The 16,903-nt window shown below is 66.2% G+C and carries 12 protein-coding genes, 1 tRNA gene and 1 riboswitch; of the genes, 5 read left to right on the forward strand and 8 right to left on the reverse strand.

The window, feature by feature from the left end:
* Nucleotides 1–69: 69 nt before the first annotated feature.
* The 4 genes from NG701_RS10155 to NG701_RS10170 all read right to left on the reverse strand — a co-directional run bounded on the left by NG701_RS10155 (nucleotide 70) and on the right by NG701_RS10170 (nucleotide 3,776).
* Nucleotides 70–1,230, reverse strand: a complete 1,161-nt coding sequence (locus tag NG701_RS10155; protein ID WP_252567080.1) for a globin domain-containing protein — start codon at nucleotides 1,228–1,230, stop codon at nucleotides 70–72.
* Nucleotides 1,231–1,391: 161 nt separating this feature from the next.
* Entirely contained in the window at nucleotides 1,392–1,841 is a 450-nt protein-coding gene (locus NG701_RS10160) for an RrF2 family transcriptional regulator (protein ID WP_104173963.1), read from the reverse strand.
* A 20-nt stretch (nucleotides 1,842–1,861) separates the two neighbouring features.
* Nucleotides 1,862–2,350: a hypothetical protein gene (locus tag NG701_RS10165; protein ID WP_252567082.1), complete on the reverse strand. Its 489-nt coding sequence runs from the start codon at nucleotides 2,348–2,350 to the stop codon at nucleotides 1,862–1,864.
* Between the two features lie 7 nt (nucleotides 2,351–2,357).
* Nucleotides 2,358–3,776, reverse strand: coding sequence for a phosphomannomutase/phosphoglucomutase (locus NG701_RS10170; protein ID WP_252567084.1), 1,419 nt, complete (start codon nucleotides 3,774–3,776; stop codon nucleotides 2,358–2,360).
* 96 nt (nucleotides 3,777–3,872) lie between these two features.
* Between NG701_RS10170 and NG701_RS10175 the strand changes: the two genes are divergently transcribed.
* A complete protein-coding gene (locus NG701_RS10175; RefSeq protein ID WP_252567086.1) occupies nucleotides 3,873–6,053 on the forward strand; it encodes a RecQ family ATP-dependent DNA helicase in 2,181 nt (726 codons plus the stop codon).
* Here NG701_RS10175 and NG701_RS10180 read toward each other — a convergent pair.
* From NG701_RS10180 to NG701_RS10190, 3 genes are all read right to left on the reverse strand, one after another.
* A complete protein-coding gene (locus NG701_RS10180) occupies nucleotides 5,977–7,458 on the reverse strand; it encodes an MFS transporter (RefSeq protein WP_252567088.1) in 1,482 nt (493 codons plus the stop codon). The genes NG701_RS10175 and NG701_RS10180 overlap by 77 nt on opposite strands.
* A gap of 271 nt (nucleotides 7,459–7,729) precedes the next feature.
* Nucleotides 7,730–7,817 (reverse strand) — tRNA-Ser (locus tag NG701_RS10185).
* 504 nt (nucleotides 7,818–8,321) lie between these two features.
* The gene (locus NG701_RS10190; RefSeq protein WP_252567090.1) at nucleotides 8,322–10,592 is read right to left on the reverse strand and encodes a prolyl oligopeptidase family serine peptidase; all 2,271 of its coding nucleotides are present in this window, start codon (nucleotides 10,590–10,592) and stop codon (nucleotides 8,322–8,324) included.
* 75 nt (nucleotides 10,593–10,667) lie between these two features.
* On the opposite strand from NG701_RS10190, the gene NG701_RS10195 reads away from it, so the two are divergent.
* Complete coding sequence (locus NG701_RS10195; RefSeq protein WP_252567092.1) at nucleotides 10,668–12,662, forward strand: FAD/NAD(P)-binding protein; 1,995 nt, start codon at nucleotides 10,668–10,670, stop codon at nucleotides 12,660–12,662.
* A gap of 486 nt (nucleotides 12,663–13,148) precedes the next feature.
* Here NG701_RS10195 and NG701_RS21375 read toward each other — a convergent pair whose 3' ends face one another.
* Complete coding sequence (locus NG701_RS21375; RefSeq protein WP_374208675.1) at nucleotides 13,149–13,517, reverse strand: heavy-metal-associated domain-containing protein; 369 nt, start codon at nucleotides 13,515–13,517, stop codon at nucleotides 13,149–13,151.
* Nucleotides 13,518–13,650: 133 nt separating this feature from the next.
* Nucleotides 13,651–13,846: riboswitch (cyclic di-AMP (ydaO/yuaA leader) on the forward strand.
* Nucleotides 13,847–13,849: 3 nt separating this feature from the next.
* On the opposite strand from NG701_RS21375, the gene NG701_RS10200 reads away from it, so the two are divergent.
* The 3 genes from NG701_RS10200 to NG701_RS10210 all read left to right on the forward strand — a co-directional run bounded on the left by NG701_RS10200 (nucleotide 13,850) and on the right by NG701_RS10210 (nucleotide 16,878).
* Entirely contained in the window at nucleotides 13,850–14,617 is a 768-nt protein-coding gene (locus NG701_RS10200) for an NlpC/P60 family protein (protein WP_252567094.1), read from the forward strand.
* Nucleotides 14,618–14,686: 69 nt separating this feature from the next.
* Nucleotides 14,687–15,469 (forward strand): hypothetical protein, encoded by a 783-nt coding sequence (locus NG701_RS10205; RefSeq protein WP_252567096.1) that lies wholly within the window; start codon nucleotides 14,687–14,689, stop codon nucleotides 15,467–15,469.
* Nucleotides 15,470–15,585: 116 nt separating this feature from the next.
* The gene (locus tag NG701_RS10210) at nucleotides 15,586–16,878 is read left to right on the forward strand and encodes an IS256 family transposase (protein WP_252567098.1); all 1,293 of its coding nucleotides are present in this window, start codon (nucleotides 15,586–15,588) and stop codon (nucleotides 16,876–16,878) included.
* Nucleotides 16,879–16,903 lie beyond the last annotated feature (25 nt).

Raw genomic sequence — 16,903 nt, forward strand, 5'->3', positions numbered from 1 at the left:
CGTCCCCACCGGCCCCTAGCCTCGCAAGCTCGGCCAGGGAACCCTGCCGGTGTGGGCCCACCAATTGATTCAGCTGGCCAGCCAGATGTCCGGGCCGAAGACTTCGTAGTGGATCTTCGTGGCCGGGATGCCGGCGTTGATGGCCTCGTTGCGGATGTGCTTCATAAACGGCAGTGGTCCGCAGAGGTACAGCGACGCGTTGGCCGGCAGGTCCACTTCGCGCAGGGACATAAATCCCGCCTTGGTGCCTGGCTCGGGCTGCTCGAGCCACAGCTGGAGGTCGGCACCCTCGAGGCGTTCGACGTCGTCCGTCATCTGGGAGCGCAGCGCCCAGGACTCCAGATCGCTTTCCGCGTGCAGGACCAGGACCTGGCGGTCCGAGCCGGCTTCCGCGAGGGAGCGCAGGATGGACGCGGTGGGCGTGCAGCCAATGCCGGCGGAGGCCAGGACCACCGGGCCCTCGCCTTCCTTGAGCGTGATTTCACCGTAGGGGTTGGAGATTTCGAGGACGTCGCCCACCTGGACGGTGTCGTGCAGCACGGGCGAGACTTCGCCGCCGTCGTCCTTCTTGGTGGTGAAGCTGCGGCTCGTGCCGGCGTCGCCGGAGAGCGAATACTGGCGGACCTGGCGCAGCCCGTCCGGGAGGGTGACCTTGACGCTGACGTACTGGCCGGGCAGGGCGGGAGTGATGGGGGTGTCGTCGGCCGGTTCCAGGGTGAAGGTTATCGAGCCAGTGCCGGCGGGGGTCTTGGCGGCGATCTTCCAGGGGCTCCACATCGTGCCGTTGGCCTGTGCGGCGTAGAGGCCCTTTTCGATCTTGATCAGGGCATCGGCCATCAGCCAGTACACCTCGGTCCAGGCCTCGGCGATCTCCGGGGTGATGACCTCGGCCAAGTCCTCCGCGATGGCCGCGAAGAGGTGCTCGTAGACCACCTGGTACTGGGGCTCGGTGATGCCGAGCGACGCGTGCCGGTGCGCGATGCGGGAAAGCACGGTTTCGGGGAGGGTGCCCGGGTTGTTGACCAGGTGCGTGGCGAAAGCGGCGATGCTTCCGGCCAGCGCCTGCTGCTGGTTGCCCGAGCGCTGGTTGGAGCGGCTGAACAGGCCATCCAACAGTTCCGGGTGGGCGGCGAACAGCCGTGCATAGAACTTGGGGGTGATTTCGCCGATCCGGGAACCGACCAACGGGAGGGTGGCCTCAATGACGGGGCGGGATTTGTCCGAGAGCATGCGTACTCCTGAGGTAGGGGCCCGGGGCGTACATCCGGACCGCGGTCAATACATGTATTTGAAATACAAGTATTTATACTTAAGTTCTACACTTCGTAGAAGAGATATCAAAATTGGGGACTACGGATCCGGAAATGCCCGGGCTGCAGGGGAGCCGGGAGTCAGAGCCCCGGGCGGAGCCCGATCGCCTGGAATACGGGCGCCATCTGGCGGGATCCGGGAAGGGTGGACACCACGATGTCGTCGAGTTCCCGGTAAAAGGCTTCCCGGGCGCGCGAGAGGGCGCCGCGAAGCCGGCATTCGTTGATGAGTGGGCAGTCGCCGTTCAATGAATGGCAGTCCGCTGGATCCACCCGGGTGTTCAGGAGCCGCAGCAACTGGCCCACGGTGGCCTTGCGTCCGGCGTCGTTGAGCCTGGAGCCGCCGTTGCGGCCGCGTTCGACGTCGATCACGCCAAGTTCACGGAGCTTTGCCATGGCCTTGCTGACGTGGTTGTACGGGGTGCCCACGGCGTCGGCGATGCTCTGCGTGGTCAGCAGGTTGCCGTCAGGGGCTGCGGACAGCACCATCATGGCCCGCAGGCTCACATCCGCGAAGGCATTGATCTTCATGTCATCAACCCAGTGGAGGTCTAGTCCACCCAGACGGTGGGTTCGCTGGTGTCAGCGGCGAGCTGGCCAAACTCCCATTCGTGGGTCCCGGTGTTGGCGGCGTAGGGGAGGACCGCGGCGAAGACGGATCCGTCGCGGTGTTCAGCGGCTACATGGATGGCATCTATTTCTTCCTCCACCAAGAGGATGTCGCAGACAATAGCGGCCGCGCGGAAATCAGCCCGGTTCTGCCGGAGCAGTTCGGTGAGGTCGCTGATCATCGTGTCCGCGTCGAAGTCACCGTCAGAGCCGTCTTGGGCATCAGCCGGCGTGACAGCCACCAGCCGGACCTCGCCGTCGTTCTCCACTACCAGTGCGAAGGGCAGGAAGCCGCCGTTTCGCTCGAGTTGTTCCTGGGCTGCGCCGACGCCTGTGCCCAGCAGGTTTTCCAGGTCCGTGGCGGAGGCCTCCGGAACGGAATCCCGCCACGAAGCTACCGCGGCCGTGCCGTCCGTGGCTTCGTGGGCCATCTTCGGTTTAGCGCCTGACATTGGAGAGCACGCGGTCGCGGACGCGTTCCATCGTGGCCCGGTCCGTTGCTTCCACGTTCAGGCGGAGGAAGGGCTCGGTGTTGGACGGGCGCAGGTTGAACCAGAAGCTGCCGTCATTGGCCGTGAATGTGCTGCCGTCCATGGTGTCCACGGTGATGTCCTCGGCGGCGAAGTCGGTGCGGACGCGCTCTACGGCGCCGGCCTTGTCCTCGATTTCGGAGTTGATCTCACCGGAGGAGACATAGGGCTCGTACTCGCGGCCGAGCTCGGACAGCGGTACGTCCTGCTCGCCGAGGGCAGCGAGCACGTGCATTGCCGCCAGCATCCCGGTGTCTGCGTTCCAGAAGTCGCGGAAGTAGAAGTGGGCAGAGTGCTCGCCGCCGAACACTGCACCTTCCTCGGCCATGACTGCCTTGATGAACGAGTGGCCCACGCGCGTGCGGACGGCGCGGCCGCCGTCGTGCTCTACCAGTTCGGGCACTGCACGGGAGGTGAGCAGGTTGTGGATGACGGTGGGCCTTGCCTCGCCCTGCGCCTGGGCGCGGGCGATTTCGCGGCGTGCCACCATACCGGTGACGGCTGATGGCGACATCGGCTCACCATTTTCGTCGATGACGAAGCAGCGGTCGGCGTCGCCGTCGAATGCCAGGCCGATATCGGCGCCGTGCTCAATGACGGCGGCCTGCAGGTCTCGGAGGTTCTCCGGCTCGAGGGGGTTGGCCGGGTGGTTCGGGAAGGAACCGTCCAGCTCGAAGTAGAGGGGAATGATCTCGAAGGGCAGCTTGGGCAGCAGGGCGTCGCCCAGCACCGCCGGGGTGGTGAGGCCGGCCATGCCGTTGCCTGCGTCCACAACTACCTTGAGCGGCCGGGATCCGGAGAGGTCCACCAGCTGGCGGAGGTACTCGGAGTAGTCCTTCAGGACGTCGTGGACACCGATCAGGCCGCGGGCGGGGGCCGCGGGGATGGAGCCTTCGTTGAGGTACTTCTCGGCGAGGGCCTGGATCTCTTTGAGGCCGGATTCGGAGGAGATGGGCTGCGCGCCGGGCTTCGACATTTTGATGCCGTTGTATTCGGCGGGGTTGTGGCTGGCGGTGAACGTGGCTCCGGCAGCGTTGAGGGAACCGCAGGCGTAGTAGAGCTCGTCGGTGGAGATCAGGTCAAGGAGCTTGACGTCGGCGCCGCGGGTGGCTGCGCCGTCGGCGAAGGCCTTGGCGAACTCGGGGGAGGAGGGACGCATGTCGCCGCCTACCAGGATCGTCTGGCCCTCCAGTTCCAGCACATCAACGAACGCGGCGCCCACGGCTTCGACGATTTCAGCGGTGATGGATTCGCCCACGATGCCCCGGACGTCGTAGGCCTTGAAGGATGCCGAGAGGTCAAAAGTCTTTGTCTGTTCGCTAGTCACGGGTCTTATCTTACGTGGACCCGCGGACGTTCCCGGTTGTCCACATACGGAGGTCCCGGCTTTATGGGTGTCGGTGGGGGCTGGGATACTGAATCAATGGTCGATACCCAGAACGCCGCCCTTCTTTCCGTTTCCCCTGACTCACCGCCCGCCACAAAAAGCCAGGCGCTGGAGGTTCTCCGCGAACTTGTGGGGCATCCGGCGGCGGATTTCCACGACGGACAGTTTGAGGCGATTGAAGCACTGGTCGACGGCGGCCGGCGGGCTTTGGTGGTCCAGCGCACCGGTTGGGGAAAATCGGCCGTGTACTTTGTGGCGTCCCTTCTGCTCCGGCGCCGCGGCGCCGGCCCCACCCTGATCGTTTCGCCGCTGCTTGCCCTGATGCGGGACCAGGTGGCTGCCGCCGCCCGCGCCGGAGTACGTGCCGTGGCCATCAACTCGGCGAACCAGCTGGACTGGGACACCGTCCGGGAACAGCTCGCCGCCGATGAAGTCGACGTGCTGCTGGTTTCGCCGGAACGGCTCACCAACCCGTCCTTCCGTGAGAACCAGCTGCCGGAGCTCATCCGGCGGACGGGCCTCTTGGTGATTGATGAAGCCCACTGTATTTCCGACTGGGGCCATGACTTCCGGCCGGACTACCGCCGGATCGCTGACCTGATCACGCAGCTGCCGGAGTCCGTTCCTGTCCTAGCCACCACTGCCACGGCCAACTCGCGCGTGGTCCACGATATCGAGGAACAGCTGGGCGCGGGCGTCCTCACCATCCGCGGAACCCTTGGCCGGGATTCCCTGCGCCTGGGCGTCCTCGCACTCCCGAATTCCCGCGAACGGCTGGGCTGGCTCCTGACGCACCTGGCCGATCTGCCCGGCAGCGGCATCATCTACACGCTGACAGTCTCCGCCGCGGAGGACACCGCCCGGCTTCTCGCCGAAGCCGGGCACACAGTTCAGGCCTACACCGGCAGGACCGATCCCGCGGACCGGGAGCGCGCAGAGCAGATGCTCAAGGACAACCAGGTCAAGGCACTGGTGGCCACCTCGGCGCTCGGCATGGGCTTCGACAAACCGGACCTTGGCTTCGTCGTCCACCTCGGGGCACCGTCCTCCCCAGTGGCGTACTACCAGCAGGTGGGCCGCGCGGGCCGTGGCGCGGCGAACGCAGACGTGCTGTTGCTGCCAGGTTCTGAAGACCGGGATATCTGGCAGTACTTCGCCACCGCCTCCATGCCGTCCGAGGAGAAAGCCACAGCGGTCCTGACAGCGTTGGCTGAAGCCGGAACTGCCGTGTCAACGGTTGCGTTGGAGGCCCGGGTTGACCTCCGCCGCACCCCGCTGGAGCTGCTGCTGAAGGTCCTGGCCGTGGATGGCGCCGTGGAACGTGTCGGCGGCGGGTGGCGTTCCACCGGCCAGCCCTGGATCTACGACGCCGAGCGTTACCGCCGGATCGCCGAGGCCAGGGTGGACGAGCAGGACTCCATGGTGATCTACCAGGACACCGCCGGGTGCCGGATGGAATACATCACCTCGGTCCTCGATGACGAGACCGCGCACGCCTGCGGGAAGTGCGATAACTGCGCGGGCCGCTGGTTCCGGGCCGATATCGCCGACGACGCCACTGCAGCGGCGGGCCAGACGCTCACCCGCGCCGGCGGTGTCCTGGAGGCACGGCTGCAGTGGCCCAGCGGCATGGACCGCCTGGGCGTTCCGGTCAAGGGCAAGATCAAGCCAGACGAAGGACTGGCGGACGGCCGCGTGCTGGCCAGGCTTACCGATCTCGGCTGGGGCGGGGCGCTGCGGGAACTCTTTGCGGCCGGCGCCGCAGACCGTCCGGTGGATCCTGCCATGCTCCAGGCCTGTGTCCAGGTCCTGCGGGAATGGGCTACCGGTGACGGCCGGAACCAAGGCTGGAGCGGTGCAGGACGGCCGGCCGCGATCGTCAGCATGCCTTCCCGCAGCAAGCCCGAACTGGTCCGGTCCCTTGCCCAGGGAATTTCGGAAATCGGCAGGATCCCCTACCTTGGCGAGCTGGACTTGGGACATGGCGGACCCACTGGAAGCCGTGGCGGCAACAGTGCGTACCGGCTGGCGGGCGTTTGGGACCGTGTGGTGGTGGGTCCGGAATTGGAAGCGGCCATGGCATCACTTCGAGGCCAGGGCGTGATGCTGATCGACGACCTCGTGGACAGCCGGTGGACCGTTACCGTTGCTGGACGTGCCCTGCGCCAGGCGGGCGCGGGGGCTGTTCTTCCGCTCGTGCTTGCCCAGGCCGGCTGACCTCTGCGCCGGCGTGCCGGTGGAGTGACAGGCTGTCTGCCGTACTGAAGAGCATCAGGACGGCCATGGTGAGGAAGGCTCCGCGGAAGGGGCCCGCGTGATCCGCGGGGAAGGCCGCCACGCCGTCGAAAATCCTGATCAGCAAAGCGCCAACGGCGATGCCGGCGCCTGCGGCGAGCTGAACCAGGGTCGCTGACACGGAATTGGCCGATGTCAGCTGGGCCGGTGCGATGTCCGCGTACTGCACCGACGCGTAGGCCGAGAAACCGATGGAGCGAAAAGCCCCGCTGCACACCAGCAGGGCGAAGATCAGTGCCTGCGGCGTGTCCGGCGTGAGCAGGGCGCACAGGGCGAAGGTCACCGCCGATGCCAGGGAGCCGAAGACCAGCATGGCCCGGAAACCGAAACGCCGGATCAGCGGCGTGGTGGCCGGTTTGATGCCGATGTTGCCGATGAACACGGCCGCCACCATGATTCCGGCGTGCAGCGGTGACCAGCCGAAACCGGTCTGGAACATTAGGGGCAGGAGGAACGGCACCGAACTGATGGTCAGGCGGTAGACGAACCCGCCGGTGGCCATGGCCCGGAATGTGCGGGTGGAAAAAACACTGAGATCAAAGAGAGGGTTTTTGGCCCGTCTCATCCACAGCACGGCGGCCGCGAGGGCGCATACCCCTGCAGCAGCGCTGATAGCTGCCCATGGACCGTCGGGGTGGGCGGTGGCCAGTTCCAGGCCCACTACCAGGGCACCGACGCCGGTGGTGGTGAGGAGCAGGCCTAGCCAGTCGAGCCTGCGTGCCCTGTCTCCGGCGCCGGCTGGAACGAGACTGAGTGCGGCGATGAAGGCGGCCGCACCCAGTGGCAAATTGATGAGGAAGATCCAGTGCCACGACAGGTAGGTTGTCAGGGCGCCGCCCACCAGCGGCGCCAGTACGGGCGCCAGCAGCGCCGGCCACACCAGGAAGGCTGTGGCCCGCAGGAGCTCCGATTTGGGTGTGCCGCGCAGTACCAGGAGGGTGCCGACAGGAACCATCATGGCTCCACCGGCGCCCTGCAGGATCCGGCTCAGCGTCAGCACGGTCAGGTCGGGGCTGACGGCGCAGGCCAATGAAGCCAGTGTGAACAGGGCAATCGCGAAGCAGAATACTTTGCGGGCCCCCACGCGTTCTGCAAGCCAGCCGCTGAGCGGGATTCCCATGGCCACGGTCATGAGGTAGGCCGTCATGGTGATGTTCACGTCGGCGGCTGGAACGCCAAAGTCGCTGGCGATGTTGGGGATGGCGGTGGTGAGGATGGTGCCGTCCAGGAACTCCATAAAGAATGTGGCAGCCACCAGTAGCGCCAGGCGTGGATTCCACGCCTGGCTTGGGCTGGTTTCCGTCTCCGGGGCGTTGCGTGCTGCCATTCCACCATCCTGCCACTGCGGGCCCGGATGGAGCCTCCGACGTCCGCACCCCGGACCGCCAGCCCAGCCCACGCGCACCACGCCCTGCTTCCATGCCCGCACCACACCCGGGCTCCCGCACGCCCCACCCCGCCACCCACCAAACTAGGTAGCAGTAACTGTCGTTATGAGCGCTCATAACGACAGTTACTGCTACCTAGTTGGGGTTCGTGGCATAAACGCAGGTGCCCTGGGTACGCAAAAGGCCCCGGTCCAGGACCGGGGCCAAACGCGGAGACGGGGGGATTTGAACCCCCGGTGGAGTTGTGCCCCACACTTCATTAGCAGTGAAGCCCATTCGGCCGCTCTGGCACGTCTCCAATGGCTATTACTAGCCCACCAAGGATACGCAGAATGGGGCACGCAGTGCAAAACGGCCACCGAACGCTTGTCTCAGCCCCAGCACACAGCGTCAGGGGCGCTGCTCGCCCGGCGAACATACCTGCGCAGAATACCCAAACCATCAGCGGATCAACCGGAGCGGATCATCCTGATTTCGTGAAGGTCTTCCCACTCGGCCACACGGTCCTCGGCCCCGTCCGGAGCGAATCCCAGCCGTTCGTAGAATGGGACTGAAGCAGATAGAGTCCCCACAGCTCCAGGCTCCCCGAAGAAGGCAGGTCCTGATCAAGGTCCCCTTGCGGCACTGCGCGGGTTGCGAGAACCCCACCACTGAGCCGTCCGCGCACGCCACGCACGCCGCCGGCTCTGAGGCAAGCAGCAGCTGACACCACATCGCCAGTCGGTCGGCCGGTTTCAGGGCAGCCAGAAAGGCGTCGGACATCAATCCACGGTAGGTCTGTTGCCAGGACTGGCCGCTACGCTCATCCGCCTGCCAGCGTCCGCCACAGGAAGTGCTGGCTTCGGGCCTGCAGCGCGGCGGCCTGGCGGTTGTCCGAAGCTCCGGCGTGGCCGCCTTCCAGCGCCTCGTGGAACCAGACGTTCGGGATGCCCATCGCCTGCATCCGGGCAGCCATTTTGCGGGCCTGGACCGGTCCCACCCTGTCGTCCGACGTGGCCGTCCAGATAAATGTTTCGGGGTACTCCACGCCGTCCTTGAGTAGGTGGTACGGCGAGAACGTCTTGATGTACTCCCATTCCGCAGCCACGTCCGGGTCGCCGTATTCGGCGATCCAGGAGTGCCCGGCGGAGAGCCTCGTGTAGCGCCTCATGTCCAGCAGCGGCACGCCACAGGAGATAGCCCCGAAGAGCTCCGGGTAACTGGTGAGCATGTTGCCCACCAGCAGCCCGCCGTTGGAACCGCCCACGCAGCCAAGCCGCTCCCGGGACGTGACGCCACGGGAGACGAGGTGCTGCGCCACGGCCGCGAAGTCCTCGAAGGCGCGGTGGCGGTTTTCCTTCAGCGCGGCCCGGTGCCAGGACGGCCCGTATTCTCCGCCGCCGCGGATGTTGGCCACCACGTAGACACCGCCGCGGGAGTGCGCTGCCTCGCCGGGCCCGCCGGGGGTGGCGGTCCTGCGTTCCAGCCAAGCCCTGCCGACAGTTCCGCTGTACGCAGGCGTCCGGGAAACCTCAAAGCCGCCGTAGCCGGAGAGCTGCGTGGGGTTCTGCCCGTCCAGGACCAGGTCCCGCGAGGCCACCTGGAAGTACGGGACCCGGGTGCCGTCCGCGGACACGGCGAAGTGCTGCTGCACCTCGTACTTGTCGTCATCAAAGAACGACGGCGACGCCTTGACTGCCGCATGGCTGCTCACCACGCCAGCCGTCCCGGCAACGCCCCCGCCGGAGTCAGCGGTCCCGGCAGGATCCCGCGTGAGGCTTCCGCGCATCAGTGTGCTGGGGGTGGTGAATCCGGTGGCGACCAGCCAGAAGTCGTCGCCCGCACCGCCGTCGGCCGGTCCTTCATCTTCGTCGTCCACCGCGTAGGCGTTGACGTCGTGCAGCGGCGGGCAGGCATCCAGCAGCGACGAAGCCCAGGCACCCCCGTCGGCCGCAGCCCCGTCGGACGCGCCCCCGTCGGCCGCAACGCCGGGAACAGAGGGATCCAGCACCCGGATCTCTGACGAGACGTCCCGCAGCAGGTTCAGCAGCAGGAAATTCCGCGTCCAGCTCCAAGACTGCAGCGAAGTGTGCGCATCCGGCGTAAACAGCACAAAGAGATCTCGCGCCCCCGCAAGGTAGTCCTCGAACTTCGCGGCCAACAAGGACCCGGCGGGGTATGTAGTGCCCTCAACTGACCAGTCCTGCTGCGGCCGGAATAGGAGCCACTCGCGGTGCGCACTGAGGTTAACATCTGTCGGCGCATCGATCTCGAGCCACGCGTCGTCCCAGCGGATGAACGTGCTGCGGTTGTAGAAGTCGATGTAGTCCACAGCGAACGTGCGCTCAAAACCGGGAGTGGAATCGTGCGCCACCACGGCCATCATGTGGTCCTCCGGCACCTCAAAAAGCCGGGCAGCCGCGGAGAGGGCCTCGCCGCGTCGCAGGGTGATAGCCGTCCGGGCATACGAGGATGCGGTCCGCGGCAGGTCCCCGGCCGTGGAGGCGACCAGCAGCGTGTCCGCATCCAGCCACGAGACGTTCCCCTTCGCCGTCGGCAGGTCGAAGCCGCCGTCGGCCGGGTCAACAAAAGTGCGGGTCCCGACGTCGAACTCGCGGTAGCGGCTGGCGTCGCCGCCGTCGGGGGAGAGCGCCAGCAGCGCGAGGCGGTACGGGTCGCCAGCGGCGGGGCGCAGGAACGTGGCACCGTGGAAGACCCACTCCTCACCTTCGGCGGCGGCGAGGGCATCCACATCCAGCAGCACGTCCCAGGCGGGGGAATCCGTCAGGTAGCTTTCCCAGGTGGTGCGGCGCCACAGCCCCTTCGGGTTCGCCTGGTCCTTCCAGAAGTTGTAGTACCACTCGCCGCGCTTGCCCACCATGGCGATCCGGTCCGTGGAGTCCAGCACCTCCAGGATGCTTCCTTCCAGGCCTACGTAATCGGCGTCCTCCAAAAGGTCCTCGGTGCGGGCGTTCTGCTCCCGGACCCAGGCAAGCGGTGCCTCGCCGTAGATCTCCTCCAGCCAGACGTTCTCATCAGTGGGTTCGGGGGCGGGCGATGAACCGGGCGTTTGATCAGCTGCAGTGGTGGTCATGCGCCCCATCCAAACAACATTTTCGCGCCGCAAGCAAGTCAAGTGCCTGCGGCGCATGCCGATACTCTGGATGCCGTGGGTAAATCGAAGAGCATCCGGACAGCCATCATCGGCGCCGGACCGCGGGGAACCAGTGTGCTGGAGCGCCTGCTCGCACACGCCGCCGCCCACGCTGCTGCCCACTCCGGCCAAGCATCTCTCCATATCGACGTCATCGACCCCTATCCGGCGGGTCCGGGGCACGTGTGGCAGCCCGGACAGTCCCGGCTGTACCTCATGAACACCCAGTCCTTTTATCCCACGGTCATCCCTGAGGACACCCGGCTGGCGCCGCCCGTCGCGGGCACCACGTTCGACCGCTGGCGTGCCCGGCAGCAGCGTGAGCCGATGCAGGTCCTGACGCTGGACGAGCGGTCCGAACTGGCTGCCTTGGGATCGCGGGACTTCCCCAGCCGGGCGCTGTACGGCCGCTACCTGCGCTGCACGCTGGATGAGTTGACGGAAAAGCTGCCCGACGGCGTCACCGTCAGTTTCCACGAAACGACCGCCGTCTCGGTGCGGCCGTCGGGCGACGGAACACCCAGGACGCAAGGGGACAGCACCCCAGGCGAGACAACCCCAAGCACCGGAACGTTCGACGTCGGACTCGCCGGCGGCGGTTCGCTCAAGGTCGATTCCGTGGTCCTGGCACTAGGGCACCTTTCGTCCCGGCTTAACCCTGAGCAGCGGGAACTCCAGGCATCGGCCGCACAGCTGGGCCTGAGCTACTTCCCGCCAGCGGTCCCGGCGGACGTCGACTGGGCCGCGATTCCGGCCGGCGAACCAGTCCTGGTCCGGGGCATGGGGCTGAACTTCTTCGACGCGATGGGCCAGCTCACGGAAGGCCGCGGCGGAAAATTCATCGACGCCGGACCCCGGCTTGAGTATCAGCCGTCCGGCCAGGAGCCGCTCATCATTGCCGCGTCCCGCCGCGGCACCCCGTACCGGGCCAAGGCCGCGCTGGCCGGCTACTACCCGGCGTCGGTCACCCTGCGGTACCTGACCGTGGCCGCGCTGGAGCGGTTCGCGGCCACCGGGATCCGCCCGGGTTTCGACCACGATCTCTGGCCCCTGCTGCACCGCGACACCCTCTGGGCCTATTACGCCACCTTGGTGCGCTCGCAGCCGGCGGCCGTCCCTGACGCGTCCGCGTTCCTGGCCGCGCTGGAGGAGGCGCTGCGCCCGCATGCCCACAGCGCCGCCAACTGGGAGGCCGCGGTGGAGAGCGTCCTGGCCGTGCACGTCGGCCCGCGGCACCGGCTGGATCTGCGGGGCCTCGCGTCCCCGCTTGCGGGCAGGTCTTTCGGATCACGTGCCGAACTGGATGCCGCCGTCGTCGAGTACCTGCTTGATGACGCCCGCCGCTCCGCCCTGGGCGAGGAGGATCCGGTGAAGATGGCCATCGGCGCCCTGCATCATGGACGCGCGGTGCTGAAAACGGCAGTGGCCGACGGCGGCATCACCGATGAGTCCTGGGTGGCCGGCCTGCGTGGCTGGTTTGAGTCGTTTGTGGAGGGCCTGGCCAGCGGGCCGCCCGCGCTGCGCTCTGAACAGCTGGCTGCCCTGGCGCGCGCCGGCGTGGTCAGTTTTGTGGGTCCCGACCCCCGGTTCGGCGTGGACCGCCGGACAGGCCGCTTTACCGCCGCCTCACCCTGGGTGAACGGCCCGCCGGTGGCGGCGAAGACCATGGTGGAGGCCCTTGCGCCGGCCAACCGCGTGTCCGCGAACGACTCACCGCTGCTGGAACAGCTCCTCGCCGACGGGATGGTACGGCCCCGGCTGATGATGACGGCGGAAGGTGCGCCGGTGCAGGCCACCGGGCTGGACGTTGCGCCGCACCCGTACCGGCCGGTGGCGGCCAACGGCTCGGTCACCGAGGGTCTCTATGTGCTGGGCCTGCAGCTCTCGGCCACCCAGTGGGGCACTGCCATCGCCGCGGAAGCGCTCCAGCCGGGCGGCCCCACGTACGCCAGCGGGCAGCGGACACTCCGCGACGCCGACGAAATCGCGCACGCGATCCTGGGACACTGAGGATCCCCGCCGCAACGAAATATTCGTCCTCACTTCCCCCGACGCTTCTATGTCTGTCAAGCGGCTGGAAACGGGTGCGGGCGCCGACCAAGTTGTTTTGCCGGTGGGCGGGGCGGCTCGTGGTGACCGGCCAGCGTCCCCTCTCCCCCCGTATTTTTGGCTGCTGGCGAAGCTTGCGGAGCTGTGGCCGACGGAGGCCTGTCTACCCGCAGGGCAAGGGGCGGGAAATTCCCAGGTGAAATCAGCGACGAAGGAGCGCCGCAGGGAAATTCGTGCGGCGCAGGCCCCGACGAAGGAGGGGCTAGGCGGGCCGGAGCGGACACGTACAATCCGACAGGACAGCAGCCAAAACGTCGTAGACAGAACAGGTCCAGCGCCGGGGACGCGTTCGCCCCGTCAAAAGACACCCCGCTCGCCTAACCGGTCTTCTGCCAGGGGCCTTGATGTCAATTGCTGGAAAGCGTGTAGCCGGCGGAGGTCACGGCCTCACACACAGCAAAGCTCTCGGCCATACCGTAGACAATCACCCGGGAACGACCCGCCGGACACGAGATCCACAAAGGCGGACTCGACACCGTCAACGGCCGCTACAGCCTTTTTAACGGTCTGGACGCAATGCCCGCACGTCAGCCCTTCAACAGCAAACTCGACTGTGCTGCCACTGGATACCACTGCCGGTGCCGAAGAAGCTCCGGTTGAGCAGCAGCCGCACCCGGCAGCGGAAGAAACAAGGGGAAGCCCGGCTCTATCTCTTGAGGAAGAATCGAGGGTGTACTGGGGGGTGAACGGCCGTGCAAGCGGGTACGGCAACACCAGCCCGGACTTCCATGTCACTGACAACCCAAGAAAACGCATCCTATACCCCGGCCGGGTATAAAGAGCAAGTGCGCATCCCGTGCCACGGCGGACACGCCGTTATCGGAATGTGACAAACATTGCTGGTCTGAAGTACGGTAAGTCGTGCCGGTTTCTCCTTGAGGCGGCACTCCCGAACAGATTGCCTAACTCTGCCGCTGCCCGGGATCCGTTCGCTTTTCGTCCGGCAGAGACGGGGAACCCATTATTGGCCTGCTTCTGGCAGGTCTTGGGGTGAAGCCGTGCCTGGTGCACTTTTGCGCCTGACGCGGCCGGGTGCCTCCCACCCGAATCCGACAGCTAACCTCGCAGGCAGTGGGAGAGGCCCTTACATGCCCATGCGCAAAACTCACGGCCGCCGCCGCGCGGTCCCCCAGACCAGCACTCTTGCCGCACTGACCAAGTCCGTTACCGCGAATGCCGGCGGCGCAGGCCGCCAGGCCGCCGTCTTCGCAGCGGCTTCCGGTCTCGTGCTGACCAGTGGTATTGCTGCCGCCCAGGCAGCCGACGCTCCCGCCCAGCGCGAAGCTGAACCGGCCGCCAACCTCGAGGTCGCAAGCCAGGTACAGGCCCCACTGACCGCCGATGCCACCATCCAGATTTCCTTCGAGCGCCCGGTCGTGGAAACCACGCCCGCTCCCGTAGCGGAAGCCCCGAAGCCTGTCGTGGAAACCGCGGCGGCCGCGGTACCCGCGGCCGCCGTAACGACCCCTGCACCCGCCTCGGCCAAAGTCACCGTCACCCCGCCTGCGCCCGCTCCGGCTCCCGCCCCCGCAGCTGGTGACACTAACTCCATCATGGTGTCCTCCGCCTACGCTCAGATCGGCATGATCCAGGACTGCACGCGGCTGGTCGAAAACGCCCTCAATGCCGCTGGCATCCCCGTCGGGGACCTGGGTCCAATGCAGTTCATGAACTACGGCACCGTGGTCACCGACCCCCAGCCCGGTGACATGGTCATGCAGCCTGGCCACGTAGGAATTTACGTCGGCAACGGCCAGGTCCTCAGCTCAGGCCTGAACGGCAAGAACGAAACCGCAGTCCACCCCCTTACGTGGATGACGTCCAAGGGTGCCGTCACCTTCGTCCGCGCAGGCTAACAAACCACTAAAGGCCGGTGGCGTGTCCCATCTGTTTAGAGTGTCCGGCCAAGCCCCACTTCCAAGGAAATGAGACATGACGCTCAATTCTGCCCTGCTGAGCAGCACGCGCAGCGCCACGCTGCACCAACCTCCGGTATCGGAGCTACGGCTGCCTGCTGCCCGAAAACGAAAGACTCACCAGACATGACCGTTCAGAACGACCTCAGCCGCGAAGACGTTGCCTCCTATGAGGCAGAGCTCGCGAAACGGACTCCCTCGCTCTACTCGCGCTACATCGGCGCGATGCTCTACTTCATAGGCGCGGCCCTTATCGCCGGCGCCGTCGTGCACTATCCGGTCAACCCGGGCCTGTACACGATCATCTGCGTCGTCGGTGCGTTCGTGTTCCTCCTCGGCACCATCGTCAACGAGTTCGTGCTCGTCGATGAGCGCCCGCCGCTGAGCCGGGCCATCTCGCTCGTCGCGTTCTCGCTCCTGCTCTCCTTCGGCGTCGGCCTGGTCGGCGGTGGCATCCAGCACTTCGAACAGTTCCCCGAGCGCAGCGCCTGGATGACTCCGATCGGCCTGCTGATGTCGTACGTCGCGTTCATCGCCAAGGACGCCAAGGGCGGCCTGCGCCACCTGGTCAGCCCGTTTGCCGCAGGTGTCGTGTTGGTCGCCGCGCTGACGTGGTTCGGCATGTCCGCCCTCGCAAGCACTCTCGACTCCGAGAGCCACAGCCACGACTCCACGCCGGCACCGTCGCAGGCACCCGCGGAGGCTCCGACCAGCGAAGATCGCACCCGCGACAAGCCAACGGACGCCCCCGCAGCGCCCGCACCCGACACCCACACGTCGCACAGCCACTAACCCGAAGCCCGGCATGCTCAACCGCACATTCGTGCGCTCCTATTCCGGGACTGTGGAAATAATGGTGTATCCGGCTCGACACGCCGGGCGGTAAGCCTGGCGGGGAGGAGGCCGATATGGCCGCAACACTTGAGGCTGTGCCGAGTACGAAAACCGTTGAGAAGAAGACAGAAATATCCGAGGCTGACGCTGCCCGCGAGCTTGTCAGAATGGCGAAGGAGCAGGGCCTGTCCCTGACCGGTCCCGATGGTCTGCTCAAGCAGCTGACGAAGACCGTGATCGAGACCGCGCTCGATGAGGAAATGACCGAGCACCTCGGATATGAAAAGCACGATATGGCCGGCAAACAGACTGCCAACTCCCGCAACGGGGTTCGCCCGAAAACGGTGCTGACGGAGACCACCGGACCCGTACAGGTGGACGTGCCGCGGGACCGGGCCGGGACGTTCGAGCCGGTCATCGTCAAGAAGCGCCAGCGCCGCCTGACCGGGGTCGATGAGATTGTCCTCTCGCTCTACGCCAAGGGCCTGACCACGGGAGAAATCAGCGCCCATTTCGCCGAGATCTACGGCGCGTCCGTGTCCAAGGAGACGGTCTCCCGGATCACCGACAGGGTGCTCGAGGAGATGGCCACCTGGCAGAACCGGCCGCTGGACGAGGTCTACGCGGCGATCTTCATCGACGCCATCGTGGTCAAGATCCGCGACGGGCAGGTCGCCAACCGCCCCATCTACGCCGCCATCGGCGTCACCCTCGATGGGGAGAAAGACATCCTCGGACTCTGGGCCGGCACCGGCGGCGAGGGCGCGAAATTCTGGATGAGCGTACTCACCGACATCAGGAACCGCGGCGTGAAGGACACCTTCTTCCTGGTCTGCGACGGCCTCAAAGGCCTGCCCGAAGCCGTGACGAATGTGTGGCCGCTGACGACCGTGCAGACCTGCATTATCCACCTGATCCGGAACACCTTCCGGCTGGCTTCGAAGAAGGACTGGGACGCCCCCAAACGGGACGTGAAGCCCATTTACACGGCGCCGAATGCCGCGGCCGCGCGGGCGGCGTTTGAGGAGCTCACGGAGCGCTGGGGCAAGAAATACGGGGCGATCGTGCGGCTCTGGGAGAACGCGTGGGAAGAGTTCACCCCCTTCCTGGACTACGACGTGGAAATCCGGCGCGTGATCTGCTCGACCAACGCCATCGAATCGCTCAACGCCAGGTACCGGCGCGCCGTCAAAGCACGCGGTCATTTCCCCATCGAGCAGGCTGCGCTAAAGTGCCTGTATCTGGTCACCAGATCCCTCGATCCGACCGGTGCCGGCAAGACCCGATGGGCCGTGCGTTGGAAGCCCGCTTTGAACGCCTTCGCCATCACTTTCAGCGACCGATTCCCGGCAGCTGAAAGCTACTAAAAGAAACCGCCGGATACACCGTTAA

It is taken from the genome of Pseudarthrobacter cellobiosi, assembly GCF_023913815.1.
In the GTDB taxonomy this organism is placed as follows: Bacteria; Actinomycetota; Actinomycetes; order Actinomycetales; family Micrococcaceae; genus Arthrobacter; species Arthrobacter cellobiosi.